Below are 22,189 nucleotides of genomic sequence, written 5' to 3'. Positions count from 1 at the left end.
ATGAAGAAATACGTCCTTGGCACGGTGATTGCCGCGATCCTCATTGCCGTTATTGCGGTAGTGGGGGTTTCGCAGTTGCGGGGTGGGGACGCAGATAAGGAGGCGTCGCCAAGCGCGGTTGCTCCGCAAGAAGTTCCCCAGCGCCCGGACTGCCCAGCCGGCACCGTGGCAGGGGTGGAGTTGGACTGCCTGGGTGGGCAGGCCGCCGGAAAGCGTGTTGATGAAGGCGTGACCGTGGTCAATGTTTGGGCATGGTGGTGCGAGCCATGCCGCGCGGAGCTGCCCTACCTGCAGCACGTGGCGGACAAGCACCCACAGTGGCAGGTGGTAGGTGTGCACGCGGATAAGAATGCGGGCAATGGCGCGGCCTTCTTGAATGACTTGGGGGTGGATCTGCCGAGCTTCCAAGACCCGGATAATAGTTTTGCCGGTGAATTGGGCCTGCCAGGGGTGGTGCCGGTAACCGTGGTACTCAAGGACGGCGAGGTACGCAAGCAATTTGCGCAGCCATTTAGCTCCGCAGCGGAAATTGAGCGCGCCGTGGAGGAGGCGCTAGCGGCATGAGCCAACTCCTTCCTGAGCGCGCGCCTGCATGGCTCAAGCCGGCGCTGGGGGTGGACCCTAGCCAGGTGCAAGAACTCATTGGCAACCGCCAAGCCTCGTCCCTCAACGGCACCAATATCCAGGTACCGGTCAAGCGGGAGGCCGCCGTGCTCATGCTCCTAAGCGGCAAGAGCGCAGAGGACGGCAGCATATTGCTCACACACCGCTCGCCGTCCATGCGTTCGCATTCAGGCCAGATTGCCTTCCCCGGCGGCCGGCGGGACCCCGCGGATACCTCGCTGGTGGATACCGCGCTGCGAGAAGCTTGGGAAGAAACGGATCTGCAGCGCAACTCGGTCACCCCTCTGGAGCAGTGGGATCAACTGCATATTCGCGCCACCGGCAACCCCGTAAGCCCGATTTTGGCGCATTGGACCCAGCCGGGGGAGGTCTATCCCGCCAGCCCCGATGAAACCGATGATGTCTTTTTCGTGCCCATTAGGGAGCTAGCCGATCCGCGCAATCGCTTTGTGGTGGGCTTTAGGAAATGGCAAGGGCCAGCGTTTCATGCCAATGGCTACGTCATCTGGGGCTTTACCGCCGGGGTGCTTTCAGCGCTCTTGCAGCATTCCGGGTGGAGCGTGCCGTGGGATACTAATTCGGTCATGGACCTGCGTGACTCCCTTAAAAACTCCCGAAATAATGAGAAGATGTCCTAACCGCTTGTACCGCGGTACGTGTACGACTCTCCACAAATAGAAAGAACCCCATCCCATGACTCCTGCGCTCATTGTTGACGGCCTGATTGTGCTTGCCGTCCTGCTGGCGCTGCTGAGCGGGTGGCGCAATGGCGCCCTCGCGGCGGTACTGGCTTCCATTGGCGTGGGTGCCGGGGTGGTCTTGGGCATTGCTGTGGCACCGGCCGCGCTGCGCTTGGTGGATCAGCCCTCGCTGCGCTTGCTGCTGTTGGTGGGAATCCTGGTGCTTTTTGTGGGCATTGGCCAGCTCATCGGTTCCTCGCTGGGCGGCAGCGTGCGCGATCGCATGAAGGCGCGCAAAACGCAGCGCCTCGACTCCGTGGTGGGCGCGGTATTCCAAGCCTTTGCCGCCCTCGTGGTGATCTGGCTAATTTCCATCCCCGTGGCCACCAATCTGGGCGGAGCCGCTGGCCAAGGCATGCGTGATTCGCGCATCTTGAGCAACCTCAACTCGGCCGCGCCGGCGCAGGTAGCATCGCTACCCAATGGCGTGGCGGCGATGCTCAATGAGTCCGGCCTGCCGCCGCTGGTCTCGCCGTGGCAAAACTCCATCAGCACCGAGGAAGTAGAAGAGCCGGATCCGGACGTACAGGATCCAGAGCTGGTGCGGCGCATGCGTCCATCCATCATTCACGTGCTTGGCGACGCCGAAGAGTGTTCCCGCCGCCTCATGGGCTCCGGTTTTGTGGCAGCCGATGACTACGTGATCACCAATGCCCACGTGGTGGCCGGCACGCAGACCGTGCGCCTAGATACCAAGCTGGGGCTAAAAGATGCCACCGTGGTTTATTACAACCCCGATGTGGATGTGGCGGTGCTGCATTCGCGTGACCTCGGCATTGATCCGTTGCCGTGGGCGCAGGATCCAGCGCAGACGGGTGATGACGCCATGGTGATGGGCTTTCCGCACTCCGGGCCTTTCGACGCCGAGATGGCGCGCGTGCGCGACCGCATCACCATTTCCGGTCCGGATATCTATTCTCATGGCCATGTGGAACGCGATTCCTACACCGTGCGCGGCAGCATCCAGCAGGGCAATTCGGGCGGACCGCTGGTCAATACCGCCGGCGAGGTCTTAGGCGTGGTTTTTGGTGCTTCCGTGGATGACGCCGAGACCGGTTATGCGCTAACTGCCGATGAAGTCAATGGCCAGATCGGAGATCTTACGCAGCTAACCCACCCGGTTGATACCGGCGAGTGCGTCGCCCACTAGCTATTTTCTTGCAGCCACGCGGCCAGCGCGGAGACGAATTCCTTAGGGGCTTCCAGATGCGGGAGGTTCTTCGCGCCGGGAATGGTAGTGGCGGTAAAACCGCGGCGGGCGCGCAGGGCGGCGCGGCGGACAACGGGGCGCCATAGGCGCTGCTGGGCGTGTATGAAAAGCACGGGTCGATCCACGGCCAACTCCACCCAGGTAAAAGGAACGACGGCGGTGCGCATGCGGTGGTTCCACAAGATGCCGCGGCGCACGCTGCCGATTCGGGAGGCGCGCAGGCGAAGGTCGAGGATGCGGTCTAGGGCGGCGTCGGCAAGCAAAGGCCCCGTATCTAACTCCAGCTCCTTGCGGTAGGCGCGCGGGCTGAGCAAAAGGTTGTGTGCGCGGGTGACGCGCGGCAGCCGGCACAGCAGTGAGCGCAGGTTGATCCAGCCAAAATCCCACGGCCGGGCAGCGATCGCGCGGCGCAGATCTACCGGGTGGGCGGCGGAAATAGAAGCCAGGCCGCGCACCCGAGCGGGGCGCTCGGCGGCCAAGCACCAGGCCACGGCGCCGCCGGTATCGGCGCCCACCACAAAGGCATCGTCGTGGCCCAAAGCCTGGATGAGCCCGCTGATATCGCCCACCAATGTGCGGATATCTTGTCCTGCATCAATGGGCGGCTTATCGGACATGCCAAAGCCGCGCATATCTACTGCCGCGACGTGGAAACCGCGCTGCGCGAGCGGCGCAATGACGTCCTGGAAATCGAACCATCCGCCAAAGGCCCCGTGAATGAGCAGAACAAGCGGCTGCGAGCTATCGCCCGCCGTGGCTACGTGCAAGCGGATGCCGCGGGTGTGGACGAATTCATGCGCGTAAGGGCCCTCCAGCTCCACCGTTGAGGGAGGCAGGGGTGCAAAGGCCATGGTGCCGCCTTTCTATAGTCGGGGGCCGAAACGGTAGAGAAAAGGATAAAGTACAGAAAAACCGCCCCAGGCTAGCTAGGGCGGGGATAGGGTGCACGACCGCGTGGCGCGGTGCGTGCGCGTGGCGAGTTGCCGGTTTAGGTATAGAGGCCGTGGGTATTCTTCCGGTTCAGGGACTTCTGCGCCTTGCCCGGAACCAAATTCTTCAACTCCTTGGTGGAGTCAATTGTCTTCTGCGGCGCCTTAACCTGCTTGACGTTCTTCAAGCCCACGAAGGCCAAGATGCCGGCGAGGACGATCATGATCAAGAATACGATCAGGAACGCAGCCCAGCGGTCCAGCCAGATGGCGAGGAGCTCTGCCAGGAAGAAGAAAAAGAAGAAGGAGCTATACAGTGCGATGGTGCCGGCACCACCAAAGAGGCCAGCACCGATGCCGCCCTTCTTTGCGGACTCTGCCAGCTCGGTCTTTGCCAGCTCCACCTCGGAGCGCACGAGCTGGGACATCTGCTCGGTGGCATTAGAGACCAGCTGGCCCACCGAGGTCTCGGACGAGGACGTATCCACGTCACTCAAAGGAATCGAGTTCACCTTCGGTGCGAATCGATCGGTACCGTCGGTAAAAAGTCCATCGTTGCTCACGATTATTTCTCCTCGCGTTTATCTAAACCTTGTAATGTCCCCAATAATAATGGAATCACTATTATCCCATGGTGCCACGCATGCTTAGGGACTTCCACGGCTATCCTAATGGATATGTCAGAAAATGACGCGTTATCCCCGTTATTTCGCCTGCCGGGGGTGAAAGAAAGTGCAGAGAAGGCCGCCGCTACCATCGCTCGGGCGCATCGCCGACCTGCAGGATTGCGCAAGTATGAGGTTATCTCCGCGGAGTCCCTCATGCGCGGCGCCCGCGCCAGCGTGGCCCTCGACGGCCATGCCATTCCCCGGCAACCAAGCCCGGAAGATATAGAAGAAGGCCCGCTTGCTAGTGCCGTCAGCGCCTATTCCGTAGCCGCGCCGGAGCTCCTGGATGCCACGGTGCGTTCCTTCGCCCGGGCACCGCTGCAGGTGCTGGCGCGCATCGACGTCGCTGCCGGAGGCACCGGCATTCCTGCCGGCGAGAGCGCGCGTCTGCAGGGCATTGCCCGGCTCATTGCGCAAGGCAGCGGCCCCTCCTTTGATCTCTTATTGCCCAGCGTGGTCCATGCGGAAATTGCCGCCGGTCAGTTCTTCGGCCCCCGCAGCGGCCTTGTGGCTCGCGTAGCCGCTCGTCTTGCCGCGGTGCATACGGGCTTTGACCCGCGCGGTTTCGCCGTGCCCGAGGTCTACTACACCCGCCACCGCGCCGAGTACGCTGCCGCTGTGGATAATTACCGCATCGCGCTTGCCGAAGCCCTCGTCACCCACCTCGCCGCCTGGACCGCTGGCGGCAAAGAGGCGGATGCGATTGCCCGAGCGGCCTAGGAGGCGCGCCGTGGACCCCGCTTAGGCGGACCAGGGCGGCCCGGGTGCTGGGCTAGCCACAGCCCGGCGCCGATGACCGCCGCGGTGCCTGCCAAGACGGAGGCACCGATTCCAATTTCCTTGGCGGTAGGAGCCGGAAGGAGCGGTACGGGGTCCTTAAAGGAGCGGATATCCCACTCGTGGGCCAGGGCGTGGCGCTTTAGTTGCCGGTCTGGGTTGACCGCGACTGGGTGGCCCACCCTTTCCAGCATGGGGATATCCGTAGCGGAATCCGAGTAGGCGTAGCTGGCGCGCAGATCGATATCTTCTGCGGCCGCGGTGCCCTCCAGTGCGGCTGCTTTATTCGGGCCCTTGCAATAAAAGAGCACCTCGCCGGTAAAACGCCCGTCTTCTTCTGCCAATTCCGTGGCGATGACGTGCTCGACTCCGAGTTCCTCCGCGATGATATCCACCAACACGGCGGCCGAGGCAGAGACGATGACCACGTGGTGCCCAGCGGCGCGGTGGGCACGGATAAGCTCGCGGGCCTCGGCATAAATGGAGGGGGTGACCACGTGGTGCATGGTCTCTCGGGCAATGCTGCGTACCTCGTCCACAGACCAGCCGGTGACCATCGCGGTGAGCTGATCTCGGGTAGTGTCCATGCCTTCGCTGGAGAGGCCAGAGAACATATAGCTAGCCTTGGCCAACGAGAGCTGGAAAGCCTCTGCCGGGGAGACGAGCCCGTTGTGCAAGAATTCGCGGCCAAAAGCATAGGCCGAGGAGGTAGCGATGATGGTTTTATCGAGATCGAAAAACGCTGCGGTGCGTGCTTGGTCGCCGCCGGCGGGGCGGGGGCCAAGTGACTCGCAGGAATTAGTCATGATGTGCTGCCGAGTGTAGCCGCCTTGCGCACTCAATGGTGTAGAAGTGGCTGCTGTTAAAGGTGGTTTGTATGTCAATGATGCAGGATTAGGTGTCTGTGTGGCAGTCCAATCTAGTGAACAGGTATTCGGTGCAGGTCAGCGCAGTGACTGCGGAAATCTGCAAGTAGCTGTTGTGATTGGGTAGCGAACGTGTCATAATGATGCGTGCAAGGCCCCGATATACTGAGCGGCCTGCCCCGGCTCACCCCCGAGGCCGGGTTACTGACGGCCCGCGCGCACACCCCCCGATGCGCGGGCCGTCACCTATATCTACCGCCGTGCGGTGCCGGTTATGGGTTTTCCACAGATTTTTGGTTGAAATGGCAACCAAACTGCGTCCACATGGTGACTTTGGGTGAGTTATCCACAGCACCGCCAGAGAGCCCTCGCTGCGGTTGCGCGGATGCTTCAGGCTATGAGGCATGAACGCACTACAACCTGAATCCGCCGCCATCGTGGTCGCCGTTGGTGATGAGGCACTGCGCGCCGAGGCCGTCCATGCCGCGGCCGCCACCAGCCACGATGTGCTGACCGTAACCGATCCTCGCGATATCCCGCGCAGCCTACCGGGCGCTTATGCCGTGCTGGTTGATTCCCTCATGGCCCGCGTAGTAGCGGCCGCGCAGCGCGCACACACCGTGCCCGTGCCGGTGCTTTTTCTCGCCGCGGACCCCGGACCGATTGACTACGAGGCGGCGTTGGCCTGTCACTCGGAGAGTGCCTTCATAATCCCCGCCCAGGTCAAGGAGTTGTTGGCGAGCATCGCTGCGGCGGGCACCCCGCAGGAAGCGCGGCCGGGCAGCGCCACCATCGCCGTGGTTGGTGCCAGCGGCGGGGTGGGGGCTTCTACCTTTGCCGCCGCGTTGGCGCGCACCCAGTGCACTGACGATGGGCGTGCCCTGCTTATCGACGCCACCCCGTACTCCGGTGGCCTCGACCTCCTGCTCGGCATAGAAGCGGAACCGGGGGCGCGCTGGCCGGAGCTTACCGTGGGCGATGGCAGCATCGACGCCGCCGACCTCTACCGCACGCTGCCGAGCACACCGGACAGGGTAGCGGTGCTCTCGGCCGCGCGCAGCACCGTCGCGGACCCTTTCCGCCTAGACCAGGATCTACTCGCGCGGGTGGTGGGCGCGGCCCATGCGGGCGAAGGATTATGCGTGGTGGATTGCACCCCAGATGCCATCCCGGATGCGTGCACCCACGTGGTCATCCTCGTGGCTGCGGAGGTGCGGTCGGCCGCGTCGGCCGCGCAGCTTATTGTGCGCTTGGAAGCCGCACGGTGCAGATACGTCGTGGTGCTGCGGCAACGCCAGTGGGCGTCGCTAAGCGCGGCAGAAGTAGAAACCATCATCCACACCCCAGTGCTGGCAGAGCTGCCAACGGTGCGGGGTCTGACGCGCACGGTGGAAATCGGTGGCCTACCACAGCGCCTTCCCACTCCCTTGCGCAAGGCTGCGAGTGCGGTCCTGCAGGAGGTGGGCGCATGAGCGAGCAGATGGCAGCGCAGGAAACACTCGAAAAGATGCAGCGCATCATCGCCGCCGAGCCTGATTTGGTGCAGGATGCCGCGGCACTGGCGCGGCGCATCCGCGCGGAGGCCGGGGTGATTAGTGATGTCGCGGTGCTCGACCTCTTGCGCCGCCTGCGCCAGGACGCCACCGGGATGGGGCCGCTGGATGCGCTGTTGGGACGCGAGGGGGTCACCGACGTCGTGGTCAACGGGCCGCACGCGGTATTCATGGACCGCGGCGAGGGGTTGGAGCGAACCGACATCACCTTCCGGGATGATGCCGAAGTCCGCCAGCTGGCCAGTAGGCTCGCGGCCGCGTCTGGGACACGCCTCGATGATGCACAGCCCTTTGCCGATGGCCGCGTCAACCGCCCCGATGGTGCGGTGCTGCGCGTGCACGCGCTGCTAAGCCCGCCCGCGGTGGCAGGCACCTGCCTGAGCCTGCGCGTACTGCGCCAAGCACAGACCACCTTGCCCCAGCTAGTGGACAATGGCACGGTCCCAAAAGACATTGCGGCGCTGCTGCGCGCCGTGGTGGACAAGCGCATCTCGTTCTTGGTTATCGGCGGCACCGGCTCCGGCAAAACTACCTTGCTATCCGCGCTGCTAGGAACCGTCTCCGAGCGCGAACGCATCCTCGTCATCGAGGACACCGCCGAGCTTGCTCCCCACCACGCGCACTGCGTCAGTTTGGTCTCGCGCCGAGCCAATGCAGAGGGCAGCGGTGAGGTGACGATGTCGCAATTATTGCGCCAAGCGCTGCGCATGCGGCCGGACCGCATCGTAGTGGGCGAGATCCGCGGCAGCGAAGTGGTCGATCTCCTTGCTGCGCTCAACACTGGCCACGATGGCGGCGCCGGTACGCTACACGCCAATTCGCTCTTCGAGGTCCCCGCCCGCATGGAAGCCCTCGCCGCCTTCGGCGGCTTGGACCGCGCGGCGCTGCACTCGCAATTGGCAGCGGCCGTACACATGGTTCTTACGATGGAGCGCACTTCGCAGGGCCGCCGCCTCGCCCACATCGGCCTGCTGGAGGGGAACCCGGTGACCCCGCGCATCATTTGGAGCGCCGAACATGGCCCAGCAGACGGGTTTGCGGACTTCTCCGCGCAGGTGCTGGGCCAGCACGCCGAGGGGGTAAACCATGCTTAGCTTCCTCCTGCTCGCCGCCGCACTGCTCGTGCCCGCGCCTTCAATCGCTGGCCGCCTGGCGTCCGCCACGCGCCGGGTACATGCCAGCTCGGTGGTCATCCTGGGCGCGGTATTTTGCGGCAGCCTAGTGTTCTACTCGGTGGGGCGCATCAGCATTGCCATCGCCGCCGCCATTATCGCATGGTGCGTGTCCTGGTACGCGAAGGATATTTTGGCCGCCCGGGCGGAACGCCGCGGCCGCGATGGGCTGGCCGCCTACCTGGGCGTGGTCACCGCGGATCTGCGCGCTGGGGCAACGCTAGCCGGGGCACTTGCCCGCGGCGTGGAATCCCTCCCAGCTACCACCCCGCGCGAGGTATCCGCCGCACTAGAATCCACGGCCACCTTAGCCGCGCGTGGCGCACCACCACACATGGCGCTAACGGATGCGGAGGGTGACAAGCCCCTGCCAGAGCTCTCTCGCCTCGGCCACTTGCTGGAGCTTTCCACCTACCACGGCAATGCGGTGGCCAGCTTGCTCGACCAGGCTCAAAGCCGCCTCGATGCTTCCCGACGCCACCAGCAATCCACCTCCGCTAGCCTGCAAGGCCCCCAAGCTACCGCCACGGTGCTGGCGTGCCTGCCCATAGCCGGAATCGCAATGGGAGGGGCCATGGGAGCCAATTCGCTCGGCTTCCTTTTCGGCGGCGGGCTGGGCGGCCTCCTCCTCGTGGTCGGCGTGGCTCTGGCCTGCGGCGGGTTCGCCTGGTCGCGCGTCATCATCCGGAAGGCAGCCGCATGATCCCGCTCATTTTTGTGGCCTTAGCCGCCCTTGTTGGCCTTCCGTCGCACACTGGCCGGCTGGCCGCTGCGCACACCACCGAGGCCACCGCCAAGACCCCGCGCGATGGCCCGACCGCGCGCGGGGGACTGATAAGCAAGCTCAAGCCCGCAGCACCGCTGGACCCACTGGCAGTAGCCGGCGACGTCGAACTTTTCGCAGCGTGCCTAGCCACAGGGCTATCCGTGCACGGTGCTACCTCCGCGGTAGCCCGCACCGCGGATGCCCAGACTAAGGACCTGTGGGAGACCGTTTCCGCCCTGCTCGGCGTGGGAGTTCCCACGCACTCTGCGTGGGGCCACATGAAGGGTCACGCGGGGCTGGAGGATTTAGCGCAGCTTGTCATCATGTCGGGCCAATCCGGCGCCACCATCGCGGCCGGATGCCACCGGATCTGTACTTCTTTGCGCGCGGAAGCATCCGCTCACGCCACAGCGCAGGCGGAGCGCGCAGGAGTATTCATTGCCCTCCCGCTGGCGGTGTGCTTCCTGCCAGCGTTCATCGTTCTAGGACTTGCGCCCGTAGTCATCAGTTTGGGCGCGCAACTTCTCTAAACCTCATGTGAAAGGACACTAATCATGCTCGCACTTAATAAGTATTCCCAGCTCATCCGCAATGACGCGGGGATGAGCACCATTGAATACGCTATGGGCTCTCTGGCGGCCGCAGCGCTTGCCGGGGTGCTCTACATGGTCATCAATGGTGGCGGCGTGGTGGATGCCATCGAGGGCATTATTACCGACGCCCTATCGAATACCCCGAGCTAGCACCGCTACCTAATTGTGGCCGGCGGGTCCATCTTGCCGGCAGAAAGGAGAAATGATGCACAGGGTATTTGATGACGATGGCTCCGTGACCATCGAGGCCGCCTTGGCTTTAAGCTCCCTGGTCTTGGTTGCGGCGGGAATAGTGGGTGCCATTGCCACGATGGCGTCCTATATCGCCGCGGTGGACATGGCGGGCGCGGCCGCGCGTTCGCACGCCATCGGCGTCGAATACTACCCCGCGCGCGAGGATGCCCAGGTCAGCGTGGAGGAAAACGGTGGGCTGGTGAGGGCGTCGGTAAGCGTGGATGCTCCCATTGGCACCATGCGCTCCGAGGCCGTATTTCCAGCCGAGGTGGGCGGACATGAATAGGCCGAGGCGCCTTGGCGAGGAAGGCTATGCCACCATTGCCGCGGCCGGCATCATCGTCGCGATTGTGAGCCTGCTGCTTATCGTGGCGGCAGTGGGCTCGCGCGTGGCCGCGCGACACGAGGCCCAAGTGGCGGCCGATCTCGCGGCGGTCGCCGGTGCCTGGGCCCTCGCCACCGGCGAGGATGCCTGCACTGCCGCAAGCGATACCGCCGCGCTGAACGACGCCACCCTAGAAACCTGCACCGAATCCGGCCGCGACGTCATCGTCACCGCCACGGTCCGTGGCCGGTCCACTCAGGCGAAGGCCGGTCCGGTATGAGCTGGCAGGAGGCAATGGTGCGGCTAGCCCTGCGTCATGGTGACCAGCGCACCCAGTAGCTTGATGGCACCATCCTTGCTCAGCGGGTTATTTCCGTTACCGCACTTGGGCGACTGCACGCACGACGGGCACCCGGATTCACAAGGGCAGGAGCGCACCGCCTCGAAGGTGGCCTCGATCCATTCGGGGAAGCGGCGAAAGCCCTCCTCGGCAAAACCGGCGCCGCCGGGGTGGCCGTCGTAGACAAAGACGGTAGGCAATTGCGTATCGGGGTGCAGCGCGGTGGAAACGCCGCCGATGTCCCAGCGGTCACAGGTGGCGATAAGCGGCAGCAGGCCAATGGCGGCGTGCTCGGCCGCGTGCAAGGTACCGGGCGTATCGGAGGCCGTCACACCCATGGCGGAAAGCGCCATTGGGTCGATGGTATAGGCCACTGCCCGGGTGACCAGGCGTTGTTCGGGGAGATCGAGGGGGATGTCATCGCCAATGGTGCCGTCGGCAAGCCGCACCTGGTAGCCCGTGACGCGGTCGGTGACCTCTACCTCCACGTCCGCTACCCACAGCCCCGGGGAGTAATTGACCAGGTTATCGGCCTCGCGCAGGATGCGGATATCCGTGGTGGAGCGCGGAGTCGTGGAATAATCCGGTGCCTCGGGGCGGGCCAGGGCCAGGTAATCGCTGAGGATGAGCTCCTCAATGACAAAACTCTCGCCTTGGTGCAGGTAGACCGCGCCGGGGTGGACCTGGCTGGTGGCGCGGGCGGCATCGATGGTGCCGAGCAGTCGGCCGTCGGAGGAATCCACGATCATTACTTCTTCGCCCGCCCCGCCGCGCAGCGAAACCGCGGTATGTGCCGTCTCCGGGGAGAGCTCCTCCGGCGAATGCGCAGGGATGGGCACGGCGAACCAGCCGCGCTCGCGGCGGCGCAGCAGGCCAGACTCGGCCAGCTGGTAAACCACGTCCTGGGCGCCCCAGGCGGCAATCGTGGCATCATCCAGCGGCTTTTCTACCGCGGCGCAATAGACATGGCCGAAGAGGATATACGGATTGGCCGGGTTGAATACGCTGGCCTCCACGGGCCGACCCAGCAGTGCCTCCGGGTGGTGGACCAGATAGGTATCCATCGGCTCGTCGCGGGCAATGAGCACTACGAGCGAGCCCTGCCCGCGGCGGCCGGCGCGCCCTGCCTGCTGCCAAAAACTTGCGACAGTCCCCGGGAAACCGGCCGTGACCACGGCATCGAGACCGCCGACGTCGATACCCAACTCGAGGGCGGAGGTGGTGGCGACGCCGAGCAAGGAGGCGTCATCAAGCGCGCGCTCCAACTTGCGGCGGTCCTCGGCCAGGTAGCCCGCGCGGTAGGTGGCGATGCGCTGGGCAAAATCGGGCCGGCCAAGGCTACCGGAGAGCACCTCGGCCGCGCGCATGGCCACGACCTCGGCCGAGCGGCGCGAACGCACAAAGGTCATGGTGCGCGCGCCTTCTGCGATGAAGGAGGCCATCATCTCGGCCGCTTCGGTGGTGGCGGCGCGTCGCACCGGCGCCCCGTGCTCGCCCTCGGCACCCTCGATGAAGCCCGGTTCCCATAGCGCCACGGTGCGCGCGCCGGTGGGGGCGGTGTCCTCTGTAATCGCGCGGGCGGGCCGGCCGGTAAGGCGCTGCGCATGCCGGGCCGGGTCCTTCATGGTGGCCGAGGCATAAATAACCGTCGGCCGCGAGCCATAGTGCGCGCACAGGCGCAGCAGGCGCCGCAGCACGAGCGCCACGTTCGCACCAAAAACGCCCCGGTAGGAATGGCATTCATCGATGACGATGAACTCCAGGTGCCGCAGCAACCGCGCCCACCGCGCATGCGCCGCCAGCAAGGACATATGCACCATATCCGGATTGGAGAAAATGAACCGCGAATGATCGCGCACGCCCGCGCGGGATTCCTGCGGGGTATCGCCATCATAGGGCGAGGGCACTACGTCCTTGAGCGCCGGAATGCCCCGGCACAGCTCGAGCACCGCCTGCAGCTGGTCCGATCCCAGCGCCTTAGTGGGGGTGAGATAGAGCGCGCAGGCGGTCGGCTCCTGCGCCAGCCGGCTCAGGATGGGCAGCTGGTAGCCCAGGGACTTTCCCGAGGAAGTGCCGGTAGAAATCACCGCATCCTTACCCGTCCAGGCGGCCTGCGCGAGCTCGGCCTGGTGCCTATACAGCTTGCCGACGCCCCCTTCTACCAGCTTTTCCCGCAACTGCGGCAGCACCCACTCGGGCCACTCGGCATACTGCGCGCGCTGCGGCGGCAGGGTGGTCTGAAATGTGAGAGTGGACTCATTGAGGCGGCGCTGGATGAACTCGAGGAGCCCTTCTCCCAGGGGATTATCCGTTTCCGGGTGAGCCAATTTCTACCCCCTCGTGAGTTTGGTCTATCGCTTTGGCGTGGAACGTGTCACACTGATATGAGGCCAATGATGTCTTGGTGCGGTGTTTACCCTTTAAGGTACTGCTAAAGGACGCATTTACCGAAACCTCCCTTGGTGCGGAATCGCCGCACCGATAATCAAGAAAAGGACTGCACACCATGGCACAAGGAACCGTTAAGTGGTTTAACTCTGAAAAGGGCTACGGCTTTATCGAGCGCGCGGACGGCGAGGGCGATATCTTCGTCCACTACTCCGAGATTCAGGGCAGCGGCTTCCGTACCCTGGAAGAAAACCAGCAGGTCACCTTCGAGGTAGGCTCCGGCCCGAAGGGCGATCAAGCCCAGTCCGTGTCCGTACTCTAGCCGGCCTGCTCCCTCGCTATGGCCTTCTCGCTACGGTCTTCCCGCTACGGCGTTTCTGCGTAGCCGCGGCGGGTATCCCACCATTCGGTGAACTTATTCTGCAGCTTTTGTAGCCCCACGCCGATGATGATCGCGGCGATGATGCTGACCACTACGGCGAGGACCGGTGAATTGGAAAAGGCCATGCCACCGAGGTAGCCAATGGCGAGCGCCTCGCTGGCCCAGAGCGCGACGCCGATGGTGTCGAAGAAAACAAAGACGATCCATGGGAACCGCATTGATCCCAGCAGGATGGTCATAAACAGGCGCGCTGAAGGAATGAAGCGGGCAATAATAATGGCCGCACCGCCGCCGCGGCGCATATTGCGCCTTACCCAGTTCAGCCCCTCGTAGGCCTTAGAGCCTTTAGGCACGCGCTTGAGCAGGGGCATAAACCGTGTGCCTAGCAGGAAGCAGAGATTATCGCCCATCATGGCGGCAATCAGTGCCACGAAAAACATGGTGGGCAGGTGTGGAAAGCCTTGGGAGCCGGACCACGCGCCGGCCATATTGAGCGGGATTTCAGACGGCAGGACGGGGAAGAAGCAGTCACCAAAGATCAGCACGCCGACCAGCGGGTAGATCCACTCTGTGGACATGACGGTTTCGATCCACATAGTGATGGTGTCAACCATGAATCCTCCCCGGGCGTCGTCTTGGGTGTGCTATTGTGCCCCACAATGCTTTCACAGCTACTGGGCGTTCTAAGTAGGCCAGTATAGACCCGTTCCGTGGGGGTACATAGTGCCCCTGAAAACGGCCTTTTGGCAGTACCGCGTATATGGTGCGAGAAAGGAAATGCAGATCAACTGTGTACGCTAGGGGCGATTGCTGAAAGCGTGCATACCTTATTGTTCGCATCATCGAAAGGGATGAAGTCGAAGTGGCAGAAGCAGCCGGGCCGGGAAAGACCTTGGTGATCGTCGAGTCGGCGACGAAGGCGAAGAAGATCCAGCCTTACCTCGGAGATAACTACATCGTGGAGGCCTCCGTGGGCCATATCCGCGATCTTCCCCGCGGCGCTGCGGACGTGCCGGCTAAGTATAAGAAGGAATCCTGGGCGCGCCTCGGCGTGAACCCGGAGGATGACTTCGCGCCGCTGTATGTGGTGAGCCCCGATAAGAAGAAAAAGGTCGCGGACCTAAAATCCAAGCTGAAGCAGTGCGATCAGCTCTACCTCGCAACAGACCCCGACCGCGAGGGCGAGGCCATCGCCTGGCACCTGCTGGAGGTCCTAAAGCCTAAGGTGCCGGTGCGCCGCATGGTGTTCAATGAGATCACCAAGTCCGCCATCCTGGAGGCCGCGGACAATACCCGCGATTTGGATTACAACCTTATCGACGCCCAGGAAACCCGCCGCATCCTCGACCGCCTCTACGGCTACGAGGTTTCCCCGGTGCTGTGGAAGAAGGTTATGCCGCGGCTTTCTGCAGGCCGAGTGCAGTCGGTGGCCACCCGCGTCATCGTCGAGCGCGAGCGCGAGCGCATGGCGTTCATCCCGGCCGACTACTGGGATCTGGCCGCCACCTTGGATACCGGCGCGGCGGATGCGGATAACCCCGCTACTTTCGACGCCCGCCTCACGGCCGTCAATAGCAAGCGCGTGGCCTTGGGCCGCGACTTTGATGACCGCGGAAACGTCAAGAGCAAGGACGTCATCGTCATTACCGAGCCGCAGGCCAAGGCGCTAGAAACCGCGCTGCGCGGTGCGGATATGCAGGTCGCCGGGGTGGAACACAAGCCCTATACGCGCAAGCCCTATGCGCCGTTTATGACCTCCACGCTGCAGCAGGAGGCCGGCCGCCGCCTGCACTTTACCTCCGAGCGCACCATGCGCATTGCTCAGCGCTTGTACGAAAACGGCCACATTACTTATATGCGTACGGACTCTACCTCGCTGTCCAAGCAGGGCTTGTCCGCCGCGCGCAACTCTGCTACCAGCATTTATGGTGCAGAGTACGTTTCTGATTCCCCGCGCGTGTATGACCGCAAGGTCAAAAACTCGCAAGAAGCTCACGAGGCCATCCGCCCCGCCGGCGAGTCCTTCGCCACCCCAGGCCAGCTCTCCGGCCAGTTGGATGCGGAAGAGTTTAAGCTCTATGACCTGATTTGGAAGCGCACCGTCGCCTCCCAGATGGCCGATGCCAAGGGAACCTCCATGAAGGTCACCGTGGCGGGCAATGCCACTACGGATAACGGCAGCTATGACGTGGAATTCTCCGCCACCGGCCGCACCATTACCTTCCCCGGCTTCTTGAAGGCCTACGGCGCTGATGACGCCAAGGGTGACAAGAAGGGCGAGACCCGCCTGCCGCACTTGGAGGAGGGCCGCGCCCTGACCGCCAAGGAGATTTCCGCGGAGGGCCACTCCACCAACCCGCCGGCGCGCTATACCGAAGCCAGCCTGGTCAAGAAGATGGAGGATTTGGGCATCGGCCGCCCGTCCACCTACGCGTCCATCATCAAGACCATCCAGGACCGCGGCTATGTGGTCTCGCGCGGCAATGCGCTGGTGCCCTCCTGGGTTGCCTTCGCCGTCGTGGGCCTGTTGGAAGAGAACTTCACCGAGCTGGTGGACTATGACTTCACCTCTTCCATGGAAGACGAGCTAGACCAGATTGCCACCGGTATCGAGGACGGCACCGCTTGGCTTAACGGCTTCTACTTTGGCAATGCCGAGGCCAACGAGCAAAAGGCGGCCTCCATTGCCCGTCACGGCGGCCTGAAGTCGCTTATCGACGTCAACCTGGAAGCCATTGATGCCCGCAAGGTCAACTCGCTACTGCTTTATACCGACGCCGAAGGCCGCGATGTCTTCGTGCGCGTAGGCCGCTACGGCCCGTATATCGAGCGCGCCGTTGGCACTAACGACGACGGCAGTATTGAGTACCAGCGCGCCAACCTCTCTGAGACCGTCACCCCGGACGGCCTGAACGAGGAGTTGGCGGAAAAACTCTTCGCCACTCCGCAGGGCGGCCGCGAGCTGGGCGAGAACCCGGAAAACGGCCGCATGATCGTGGCCAAGGAGGGCCGCTTCGGCCCGTATGTCACCGAAATCGTCCGCGACGATGAGCGGGAGAAGGCCGAGGGTGAGGCCGAGGAGGTCGTCGCTAAGGAGCGTGCCGAGGAAGACAAGCAACGCGCCGAGGAAGGCAAGCGCGCCAAGAATTGGGAAACCAAGACGGCCGCAAAGCAGAAAGAAAAGCGCGTCAAGGAGTACATCGAGAACAAGCTCAAGCCGGGTACGGCTTCGCTGTTTAGCTCCATGGAACCCTCCACCGTGACTTTGGGGGAGGCCCTCAAGCTGCTTTCCCTGCCGCGCGAGGTGGGAGAGGACGACGGCGTGATGATCACCGCGCAGAACGGCCGCTATGGCCCGTATCTGAAGAAGGGTACCGATTCGCGCTCGCTGGCTAAGGAAGAGCAGATCTTCACCATCACCTTGGACGAGGCCCGCCGCATCTACGCCGAGCCGAAGCGTCGCGGCCGCGCTGCGGCCCAGCCGCCGATTAAGCAGCTGGGCGATAACGACGTCTCCGGCAAGCCCATGACCGTCAAGGACGGCCGCTTCGGCCCGTATGTCACCGATGGCACCACCAATGCCTCCCTGCGCCGCGGCGATGACCCGGAGCAGCTTACCGACGCCCGCGCGAACGAACTCCTTTCCGAGCGCCGCGCCAAGGAAGCCTCCGGCGAGACCAAGAAGAAGTCCACCAAGAAGTCCTCTAAGAAGACGACGAAGAAGAAGGCAACCAAGAAGGCCACCAAAAAATCCACGAAGAAGGCTGGCAAGAAGGCAACTAAGAAGCCTTCGCCCGGCACGAAGAACGTGGTAAAGGCCGGCTCGCGCAAGAAGTAACCGCGTAAGGTGGCGGGCATGAACGATTTTCTTGCCCGCACCCAAGAAGGCGCCGCGGCCCTGTGGCGCGCCGTCACCGACATCAGCGCGCGGCCGCAGCTTTTGGCTTCGGTTCGCGAAGAGCCCGCCGTAGGCGCCGGAGTTGTAGCCGGAGCGATTGGCCAGGTGGAAAAGGCCCGCCGGCTGACCCGTCCTTCGGCGCTCGGCGTGGCGGCCGTAACTGCGAACCACGCCGCCTATGCGTGGAGCCTCTATCGCCGCGGCTCGCGCAACGATGCCCTGGGCTGGGGCCTGCGCGCGGCCGCATGGGGCGCGGGCGTTGCTGCCACTCGCACACAGCCGACAGCCGCCGCGGTCGCGGTGGGCGGCGCAGCCGTGCTCACGACCTCGGCTTTAGCGGGGGATCCAGCGCTGCGCACCGATGCCGGCAAGGGCATCAGCCACGGCGCCAACCTGCTCGTCGCGGCCGAGGGGCTGACGGCCCTGCGCGCGGGGCTCGCGCAGGAATATCGCGGTAAGCGGAAGCAGGGGGCGCGCCTGGTGGGCGCGGCCGAGGCGGGCGCCCTAGTTGTCGGCCACCTGCTGCTTATTGATGGCTTGTGCCGCACGCGGTAGCTGCGGCTGCATCGTCGGACCGTAGGACAGCCGGCGGTGCACCGCCTCGAACGGCCCGCGGAGGTCGAAGACTTCCAGCACGCACGCCCCGATAAGCGTGGCCAACCACACCGCGAAGGCCAGCGCGGCCTGGCCGAAGGCGCCCAGATCGTGGCCGAAGTTCAGCGTGAACGGGTGCACGAGGAAGAAAAAGAGAATGGACTGCCCCACGTAGCCGCTCATGGAGCGCTTGCCCAGGGCCGCAAAGGGCCACAGCACTGCGGGCAGCGGCGCGCCGGCTGAAAGCCGCTCCTGCACCGGCTGCAGCAGCAGCGCGAGCCCGGCCAGGATGCCAGGCCCGGTAAAGACGCCGATGAAAGCGTTGGCATTATTAGCCGCATTGGCCCAGCGCGGCCCGATGGCCCCCAGCGTGCTCAAAGACCATAAGGTACCGATTACGACGGTAATGGCCACCGCGATGGCGACCCAGCGCAGGAGGGTGGGGCGGTGAGAGGGGACGTCGGCAAGCACGCCTTGGCGCGCCCATACAAAGCCCACCAGCATGACGGGCAGGTACATCAGCATAATGATCGGCGTGGCAACGGCCTGGCTGCCCAGGGTAATAAGCTGGCTGAGGAGCAGATCTGGGTAAGACTCGATGGTGCCAATGCCTTCCGTGGCCACCACGCCGAGGGGATCCATAGCGCCGGAAATGAAGGCTACCACCCCGCCCAGCGCGCACAGTGCAAATAAAATATAGGCAATGAGCATGAGGGTAGAATCCCGCTTGCGCAGCAGGAATGCGATGATAATTCCGGCCACGCCATAGAAGAACATAATGTCGCCCCAAAACAGCAGCACCAGGTGCACTGCGCCCATCGCCGCCAAGAAGGCATAGCGCTTGGCGATGACCCCGCGTGCCGCCCGCACCGGAAACCCACGCCGCCACAGACTCATCGCAATGAGCCCCACGCCAAAGCCGAGCAGGGTAGAAAACATGGGCAGGCCGCGATTGTGGACAAAGAAGGCGCCGAAGACGACGGCCGCCTTATCCCACGCGCTGCCATCGATGATGCCGCCGAAATAGCTGCCCGGCCGGTCGGTGGTGATGATCCATGCCGTGGTCATATTGGCCATGGCGATGCCTAAAAGGGCCATGCCGCGCGCCACATCGGGCACGATCATGCGGGGCCGTGGAGCTGAGCTCACTGAAAACCTCGTTATACCTCGGAACGTTCTGCCAGGGTAGCGCGGATAGGGCGAGCCAGCTGGGTCATGCGGTGACGCCCGCGCAGCTCAATGGATTTCATCATAGTCCAGCGGGCCTGCTCGGCCTCATTGGCGGTCTTGAGCGTGGCGGCGTTGGTAAGAACCTGGCCCGGGGTGTCCTTAGCGAGCTCGGTTAGGCGCGCGGCCTCGTTCACGGCGTCACCGATGACGGTGTATTCGAAGCGATCCGCGCCGCCGATGTGCCCGGCGACGACGTGCCCCGCCGCCACGCCAATGCCTGCTTGCAGCTCCAGCCCGCGCAACTCGCCGCGCAGCTCGCGGGCGGCCTGCAGGGCCATGGAGGCGGAATCATAAACGTTGAGCGGCGCGCCAAAGACGGCCAGCGCGGCATCGCCCTGGAACTTATTAATGATGCCCTTGTTGCGGTGCACCACCTTGACGACGTGCTCGAAGAACTTATTGAGCTCCTCCACTACCTCCTCGGGGGAGTGGTTGACGGCGAAGGTAGTAGAACCGATGACGTCAATGAAAAGCACCGCGACCTTGCGGTCCTCGCCGCCCAACTCGGGGCGCTCCTCTAGGGCGCGCTGCGCCACCTCGGCGCCGACGTAGCGGCCGAAGATATCGCGCACACGCTGGCGCTCGCGCAGGCCGCGCATCATTTCGTTGAAACCGGCCTGCAGCACGCCCAGCTCGGAACCGTCATAGATATCGACCTCGGCATTGTTTTCGCCGCGGCGCACCCGGTTAATGGCGTCTTGGAGCTCCACGATCGGGTCCACCACGCTCATCACCGCGAAGCTAGTACCAATAAACCCGGTGCCCAGGGCGGTTAGCGCCAGGGCTGTGATGGCGGGAACCAGGTCTCCTGCGGTGCCGGAGAAGAGCCCGGTGCGCTGGGCGATGAGCACGAGCAAGATGCCCACCAGCGGCACGCCGGAGGTCATCAGCCAGGTTGAAATGAGGCGGTACTTGATGGGCGGCTCCAGGGTGGCATCCTCAAAGCGGCGCGCCACTGCTTGGGCGGCCACCGGGCGCACGAGGCGCTCTGCCTGCAGGTAGGTCAAGATGACCACCACCAACTCGGCCAGGGTGGCGGACACGCCCACGACGAGCCCGAGGCGGCCGGATTCCCGGCCGGAAATCACTACGGCCAAAATGATGCCGATGAGCCACACCGCGGCCGCCACCACGGATTGGTAGACAGGGATGCGCAGCACCAGGTTGCGCACCATATTCGGATCATGCTCGTCCGGGTTGCGCTGCCAGTCCAGCACCGGGCGGAAAAGCAGCAGGGTGACGGCGATGCCGATGACCACGGCAAAGATGAGGTACACCGCGGCGACGCCCATCAGGCTGGGCAGCTCGGCGGCAAAATCCTTAATCTCCGGCATCGGCAAGAAATAAAGGACAAAGGTCATAATCGCGATGGCACCGATGAGGTTCGCGCCAAGGACTAAGGCGGCGTAGACCGGCCATTGGGTACCCATGAGCCATCGTGCGCCGCGCAGTAGTCTATTCATGCTTTCATACTTTAGTAAGACCAGTAGGCTAGGGCGAGTGAATACCGGAAGCGTTGCGCAAAGATTGGCAGATACCCCAGGTGTGGCCCGCACTATCCTGGGCGCCGCCCGGGCAGCTCGGGGGATGCCGGGGGCAGACCCGCGGGCGATGAGCCATTCCTGGCTATTTACCGGCCCGCCGGGCTCCGGCCGTTCCTTGGCCGCCATCGATTTTGCGGCCGCGCTCATGTGCACGGACCCGGAGGAGCCGGGCTGCGGCCGGTGCGAGGCCTGCCGCGCGGTGCTAGAAACCAAACAGCACACCGATCTGGTCCTCGTGGATCCACAGGAGGTCATCATTCCCGTGGATACGGTGCGCGAGGTCATCGGCCGCGCGGCGAGCCTGCCCACGGTGGCCCCTTGGCGCGTGGTGATCTTCAATAATGCTGACCGCCTGAACAATAACGGCGCGAATGCCCTGCTCAAGACGGTGGAGGAGCCGCCGGCGCGCACCGTGATCATCATGTGTGCTCCTTCCGACGCCCCCGAGGACTTCTCCCAGACCCTCCGCTCGCGCTGCCGCCACCTCTACATTCCCTCCCCGTCGGTGGAGAGCATTACCGCCCAGCTGGTCAGCGAGGGCGCTTCGGATCACGACGCCCACCTGGCCGCCCTTACCTCCCTCCGCCACGTCGGCCGGGCGCGGCGCTTAGTCAACGACCCGGCGGTGCAAAAACGCCGCGCGGTGGCCATCAACCTGGCAGAGGACGTCTTCCACGGCTCCCAAGGCTTCCAGGCGGTGACCTCGCTGCTGAAGCTGGTGGACTCGGAGGCGAAGGAGTCGCATAAGGACCAGGAAGAGGCCGAGCTGGCGAAGCTGGAACAGACCCTCGGCGTGGGTGCGAAGGGCAAGGGCGCGGCCAAGGCGCAGCGCGACGCCCGCTCCGCCATCAAGGACCTGCAGGACCAGCACAAAAAGCGGGCGAAGCGCCGCGTGATCGACAATCTGGATCTGGTGCTTGTTGATCTCTCCGGCGTCTACCGCGATGCGCTCATGCAGAAGGTGGGCGCGCAGGTGGATCTCACCCACCCGGACTTCGCTGGACTTTCTGGTGAGATTGCGCAGCGCGTGAGCGAGGAGGGCTTGCTGGACTGTCAGGCGGCCATCACGTTGTGCCGCGAGCAGCTGACCCAAAACGTCGGCACGCAGATTGCCTTCGACGGCCTAGTGGGCCGCTTGCGCCGCGCGTGCCTGTAGGTGGGGCCCGATTTCTATTCCGCGGCGCCCCTAGGTTAAACTCTCTCTTGCTGCACTGGCGCATGCCGAGCAGCGTGCCGCCTTAGCTCAGTCGGTAGAGCATTTCACTCGTAATGAAAAGGTCGCGAGTTCGATTCTCGCAGGCGGCTCCACAATGGCCGCAGGTGTATAGCCTGCGGCCTTTCGCGGTTTTGGGGAAA

At 63.9% G+C, this 22,189-nt stretch carries 22 protein-coding genes and 1 tRNA gene; 16 read left to right on the top strand and 7 right to left on the bottom strand.

Going from position 1 to position 22,189, the window contains the following annotated elements; genetic code table 11:
• The 3 genes from L8V01_RS07600 to L8V01_RS07590 are packed head-to-tail and all read left to right on the top strand — an operon-like array spanning position 1 to position 2,514.
• Complete coding sequence (locus L8V01_RS07600; protein ID WP_269946493.1) at positions 1-564, top strand: TlpA family protein disulfide reductase; 564 nt, start codon at positions 1-3, stop codon at positions 562-564.
• Positions 561-1,262 carry an NUDIX hydrolase gene (locus L8V01_RS07595; RefSeq protein ID WP_269946492.1) on the top strand — a complete coding sequence of 234 codons (702 nt, stop codon included), beginning with the start codon at positions 561-563 and terminating at the stop codon, positions 1,260-1,262. The genes L8V01_RS07600 and L8V01_RS07595 overlap by 4 nt, the downstream gene beginning before the upstream one ends.
• 55 nt (positions 1,263-1,317) lie before the next feature.
• The gene (locus L8V01_RS07590; RefSeq protein WP_269946491.1) at positions 1,318-2,514 is read left to right on the top strand and encodes a MarP family serine protease; all 1,197 of its coding nucleotides are present in this window, start codon (positions 1,318-1,320) and stop codon (positions 2,512-2,514) included.
• On the opposite strand, the gene L8V01_RS07585 is transcribed toward L8V01_RS07590, so the two are convergent.
• Both L8V01_RS07585 and L8V01_RS07580 read right to left on the bottom strand, forming a co-directional pair.
• Entirely contained in the window at positions 2,511-3,425 is a 915-nt protein-coding gene (locus L8V01_RS07585) for an alpha/beta fold hydrolase (RefSeq protein WP_269946490.1), read from the bottom strand. The genes L8V01_RS07590 and L8V01_RS07585 overlap by 4 nt on opposite strands.
• 137 nt (positions 3,426-3,562) lie before the next feature.
• Complete coding sequence (locus L8V01_RS07580) at positions 3,563-4,066, bottom strand: phage holin family protein (RefSeq protein WP_259887062.1); 504 nt, start codon at positions 4,064-4,066, stop codon at positions 3,563-3,565.
• A gap of 108 nt (positions 4,067-4,174) precedes the next feature.
• Between L8V01_RS07580 and L8V01_RS07575 the strand changes: the two genes are divergently transcribed.
• Positions 4,175-4,891: an oxidoreductase gene (locus tag L8V01_RS07575; RefSeq protein WP_269946489.1), complete on the top strand. Its 717-nt coding sequence runs from the start codon at positions 4,175-4,177 to the stop codon at positions 4,889-4,891.
• On the opposite strand, the gene L8V01_RS07570 is transcribed toward L8V01_RS07575, so the two are convergent.
• On the bottom strand, positions 4,888-5,754 hold the full coding sequence (locus tag L8V01_RS07570; protein WP_269946488.1) for an HAD family hydrolase: 867 nt from the start codon (positions 5,752-5,754) through the stop codon (positions 4,888-4,890). The genes L8V01_RS07575 and L8V01_RS07570 overlap by 4 nt on opposite strands.
• A gap of 464 nt (positions 5,755-6,218) precedes the next feature.
• On the opposite strand from L8V01_RS07570, the gene ssd reads away from it, so the two are divergent.
• Genes ssd through L8V01_RS07535 form a run of 7 tightly spaced genes read left to right on the top strand, consistent with a single transcriptional unit; the run spans position 6,219 to position 10,737 of the window.
• Entirely contained in the window at positions 6,219-7,286 is a 1,068-nt protein-coding gene (gene ssd, locus L8V01_RS07565; RefSeq protein WP_269946487.1) for a septum site-determining protein Ssd, read from the top strand.
• Positions 7,283-8,461 carry a TadA family conjugal transfer-associated ATPase gene (locus tag L8V01_RS07560; RefSeq protein WP_269946486.1) on the top strand — a complete coding sequence of 393 codons (1,179 nt, stop codon included), beginning with the start codon at positions 7,283-7,285 and terminating at the stop codon, positions 8,459-8,461. The genes ssd and L8V01_RS07560 overlap by 4 nt, the downstream gene beginning before the upstream one ends.
• Complete coding sequence (locus tag L8V01_RS07555; RefSeq protein WP_269946485.1) at positions 8,454-9,242, top strand: type II secretion system F family protein; 789 nt, start codon at positions 8,454-8,456, stop codon at positions 9,240-9,242. Before L8V01_RS07560 ends, L8V01_RS07555 begins: the two co-directional genes overlap by 8 nt.
• The gene (locus L8V01_RS07550; RefSeq protein ID WP_269946484.1) at positions 9,239-9,835 is read left to right on the top strand and encodes a type II secretion system F family protein; all 597 of its coding nucleotides are present in this window, start codon (positions 9,239-9,241) and stop codon (positions 9,833-9,835) included. The genes L8V01_RS07555 and L8V01_RS07550 overlap by 4 nt, the downstream gene beginning before the upstream one ends.
• Before the next feature lie 24 nt (positions 9,836-9,859).
• Positions 9,860-10,048 (top strand): DUF4244 domain-containing protein, encoded by a 189-nt coding sequence (locus L8V01_RS07545; RefSeq protein WP_269946483.1) that lies wholly within the window; start codon positions 9,860-9,862, stop codon positions 10,046-10,048.
• Between the two features lie 55 nt (positions 10,049-10,103).
• Positions 10,104-10,418 (top strand): hypothetical protein, encoded by a 315-nt coding sequence (locus tag L8V01_RS07540; RefSeq protein ID WP_269946713.1) that lies wholly within the window; start codon positions 10,104-10,106, stop codon positions 10,416-10,418.
• Positions 10,411-10,737 carry an Rv3654c family TadE-like protein gene (locus L8V01_RS07535; protein ID WP_269946482.1) on the top strand — a complete coding sequence of 109 codons (327 nt, stop codon included), beginning with the start codon at positions 10,411-10,413 and terminating at the stop codon, positions 10,735-10,737. Before L8V01_RS07540 ends, L8V01_RS07535 begins: the two co-directional genes overlap by 8 nt.
• 23 nt (positions 10,738-10,760) lie before the next feature.
• Here the strand turns inward: L8V01_RS07535 and L8V01_RS07530 are convergent, their stop codons facing one another.
• Positions 10,761-13,124, bottom strand: a complete 2,364-nt coding sequence (locus L8V01_RS07530; RefSeq protein WP_269946481.1) for a Zn-binding domain-containing protein — start codon at positions 13,122-13,124, stop codon at positions 10,761-10,763.
• A gap of 179 nt (positions 13,125-13,303) precedes the next feature.
• On the opposite strand from L8V01_RS07530, the gene L8V01_RS07525 reads away from it, so the two are divergent.
• Positions 13,304-13,507 (top strand): cold-shock protein, encoded by a 204-nt coding sequence (locus tag L8V01_RS07525; RefSeq protein ID WP_269946480.1) that lies wholly within the window; start codon positions 13,304-13,306, stop codon positions 13,505-13,507.
• A 44-nt stretch (positions 13,508-13,551) separates the two neighbouring features.
• On the opposite strand, the gene L8V01_RS07520 is transcribed toward L8V01_RS07525, so the two are convergent.
• Positions 13,552-14,181 (bottom strand): DedA family protein, encoded by a 630-nt coding sequence (locus L8V01_RS07520; protein ID WP_269946479.1) that lies wholly within the window; start codon positions 14,179-14,181, stop codon positions 13,552-13,554.
• 248 nt (positions 14,182-14,429) lie between these two features.
• Between L8V01_RS07520 and topA the strand changes: the two genes are divergently transcribed.
• Complete coding sequence (topA, locus tag L8V01_RS07515; RefSeq protein WP_269946478.1) at positions 14,430-17,405, top strand: type I DNA topoisomerase; 2,976 nt, start codon at positions 14,430-14,432, stop codon at positions 17,403-17,405.
• Between the two features lie 18 nt (positions 17,406-17,423).
• Positions 17,424-18,020 (top strand): hypothetical protein, encoded by a 597-nt coding sequence (locus L8V01_RS07510; RefSeq protein WP_269946477.1) that lies wholly within the window; start codon positions 17,424-17,426, stop codon positions 18,018-18,020.
• Here L8V01_RS07510 and L8V01_RS07505 read toward each other — a convergent pair.
• Both L8V01_RS07505 and L8V01_RS07500 read right to left on the bottom strand, forming a co-directional pair.
• Positions 17,970-19,208 carry a DUF418 domain-containing protein gene (locus tag L8V01_RS07505; RefSeq protein WP_269946476.1) on the bottom strand — a complete coding sequence of 413 codons (1,239 nt, stop codon included), beginning with the start codon at positions 19,206-19,208 and terminating at the stop codon, positions 17,970-17,972. The two genes, L8V01_RS07510 and L8V01_RS07505, sit on opposite strands and share 51 nt — an antisense overlap.
• Before the next feature lie 11 nt (positions 19,209-19,219).
• A complete protein-coding gene (locus L8V01_RS07500; protein WP_269946475.1) occupies positions 19,220-20,752 on the bottom strand; it encodes an adenylate/guanylate cyclase domain-containing protein in 1,533 nt (510 codons plus the stop codon).
• On the opposite strand from L8V01_RS07500, the gene L8V01_RS07495 reads away from it, so the two are divergent.
• Both L8V01_RS07495 and L8V01_RS07490 read left to right on the top strand, forming a co-directional pair.
• A complete protein-coding gene (locus L8V01_RS07495; RefSeq protein ID WP_269946474.1) occupies positions 20,751-21,989 on the top strand; it encodes a DNA polymerase III subunit delta' in 1,239 nt (412 codons plus the stop codon). The two genes, L8V01_RS07500 and L8V01_RS07495, sit on opposite strands and share 2 nt — an antisense overlap.
• A 76-nt stretch (positions 21,990-22,065) precedes the next feature.
• Positions 22,066-22,141, top strand: a tRNA-Thr gene (locus L8V01_RS07490).
• Positions 22,142-22,189: the final 48 nt, after the last annotated feature.

It is taken from the genome of Corynebacterium curieae (assembly GCF_027570035.1).
In the GTDB taxonomy this organism is placed as follows: domain Bacteria; phylum Actinomycetota; class Actinomycetes; order Mycobacteriales; family Mycobacteriaceae; genus Corynebacterium; species Corynebacterium curieae.
Note: the sequence above shows the minus strand (reverse complement) of the source record. Positions and strands in the feature narration are given on the sequence as shown.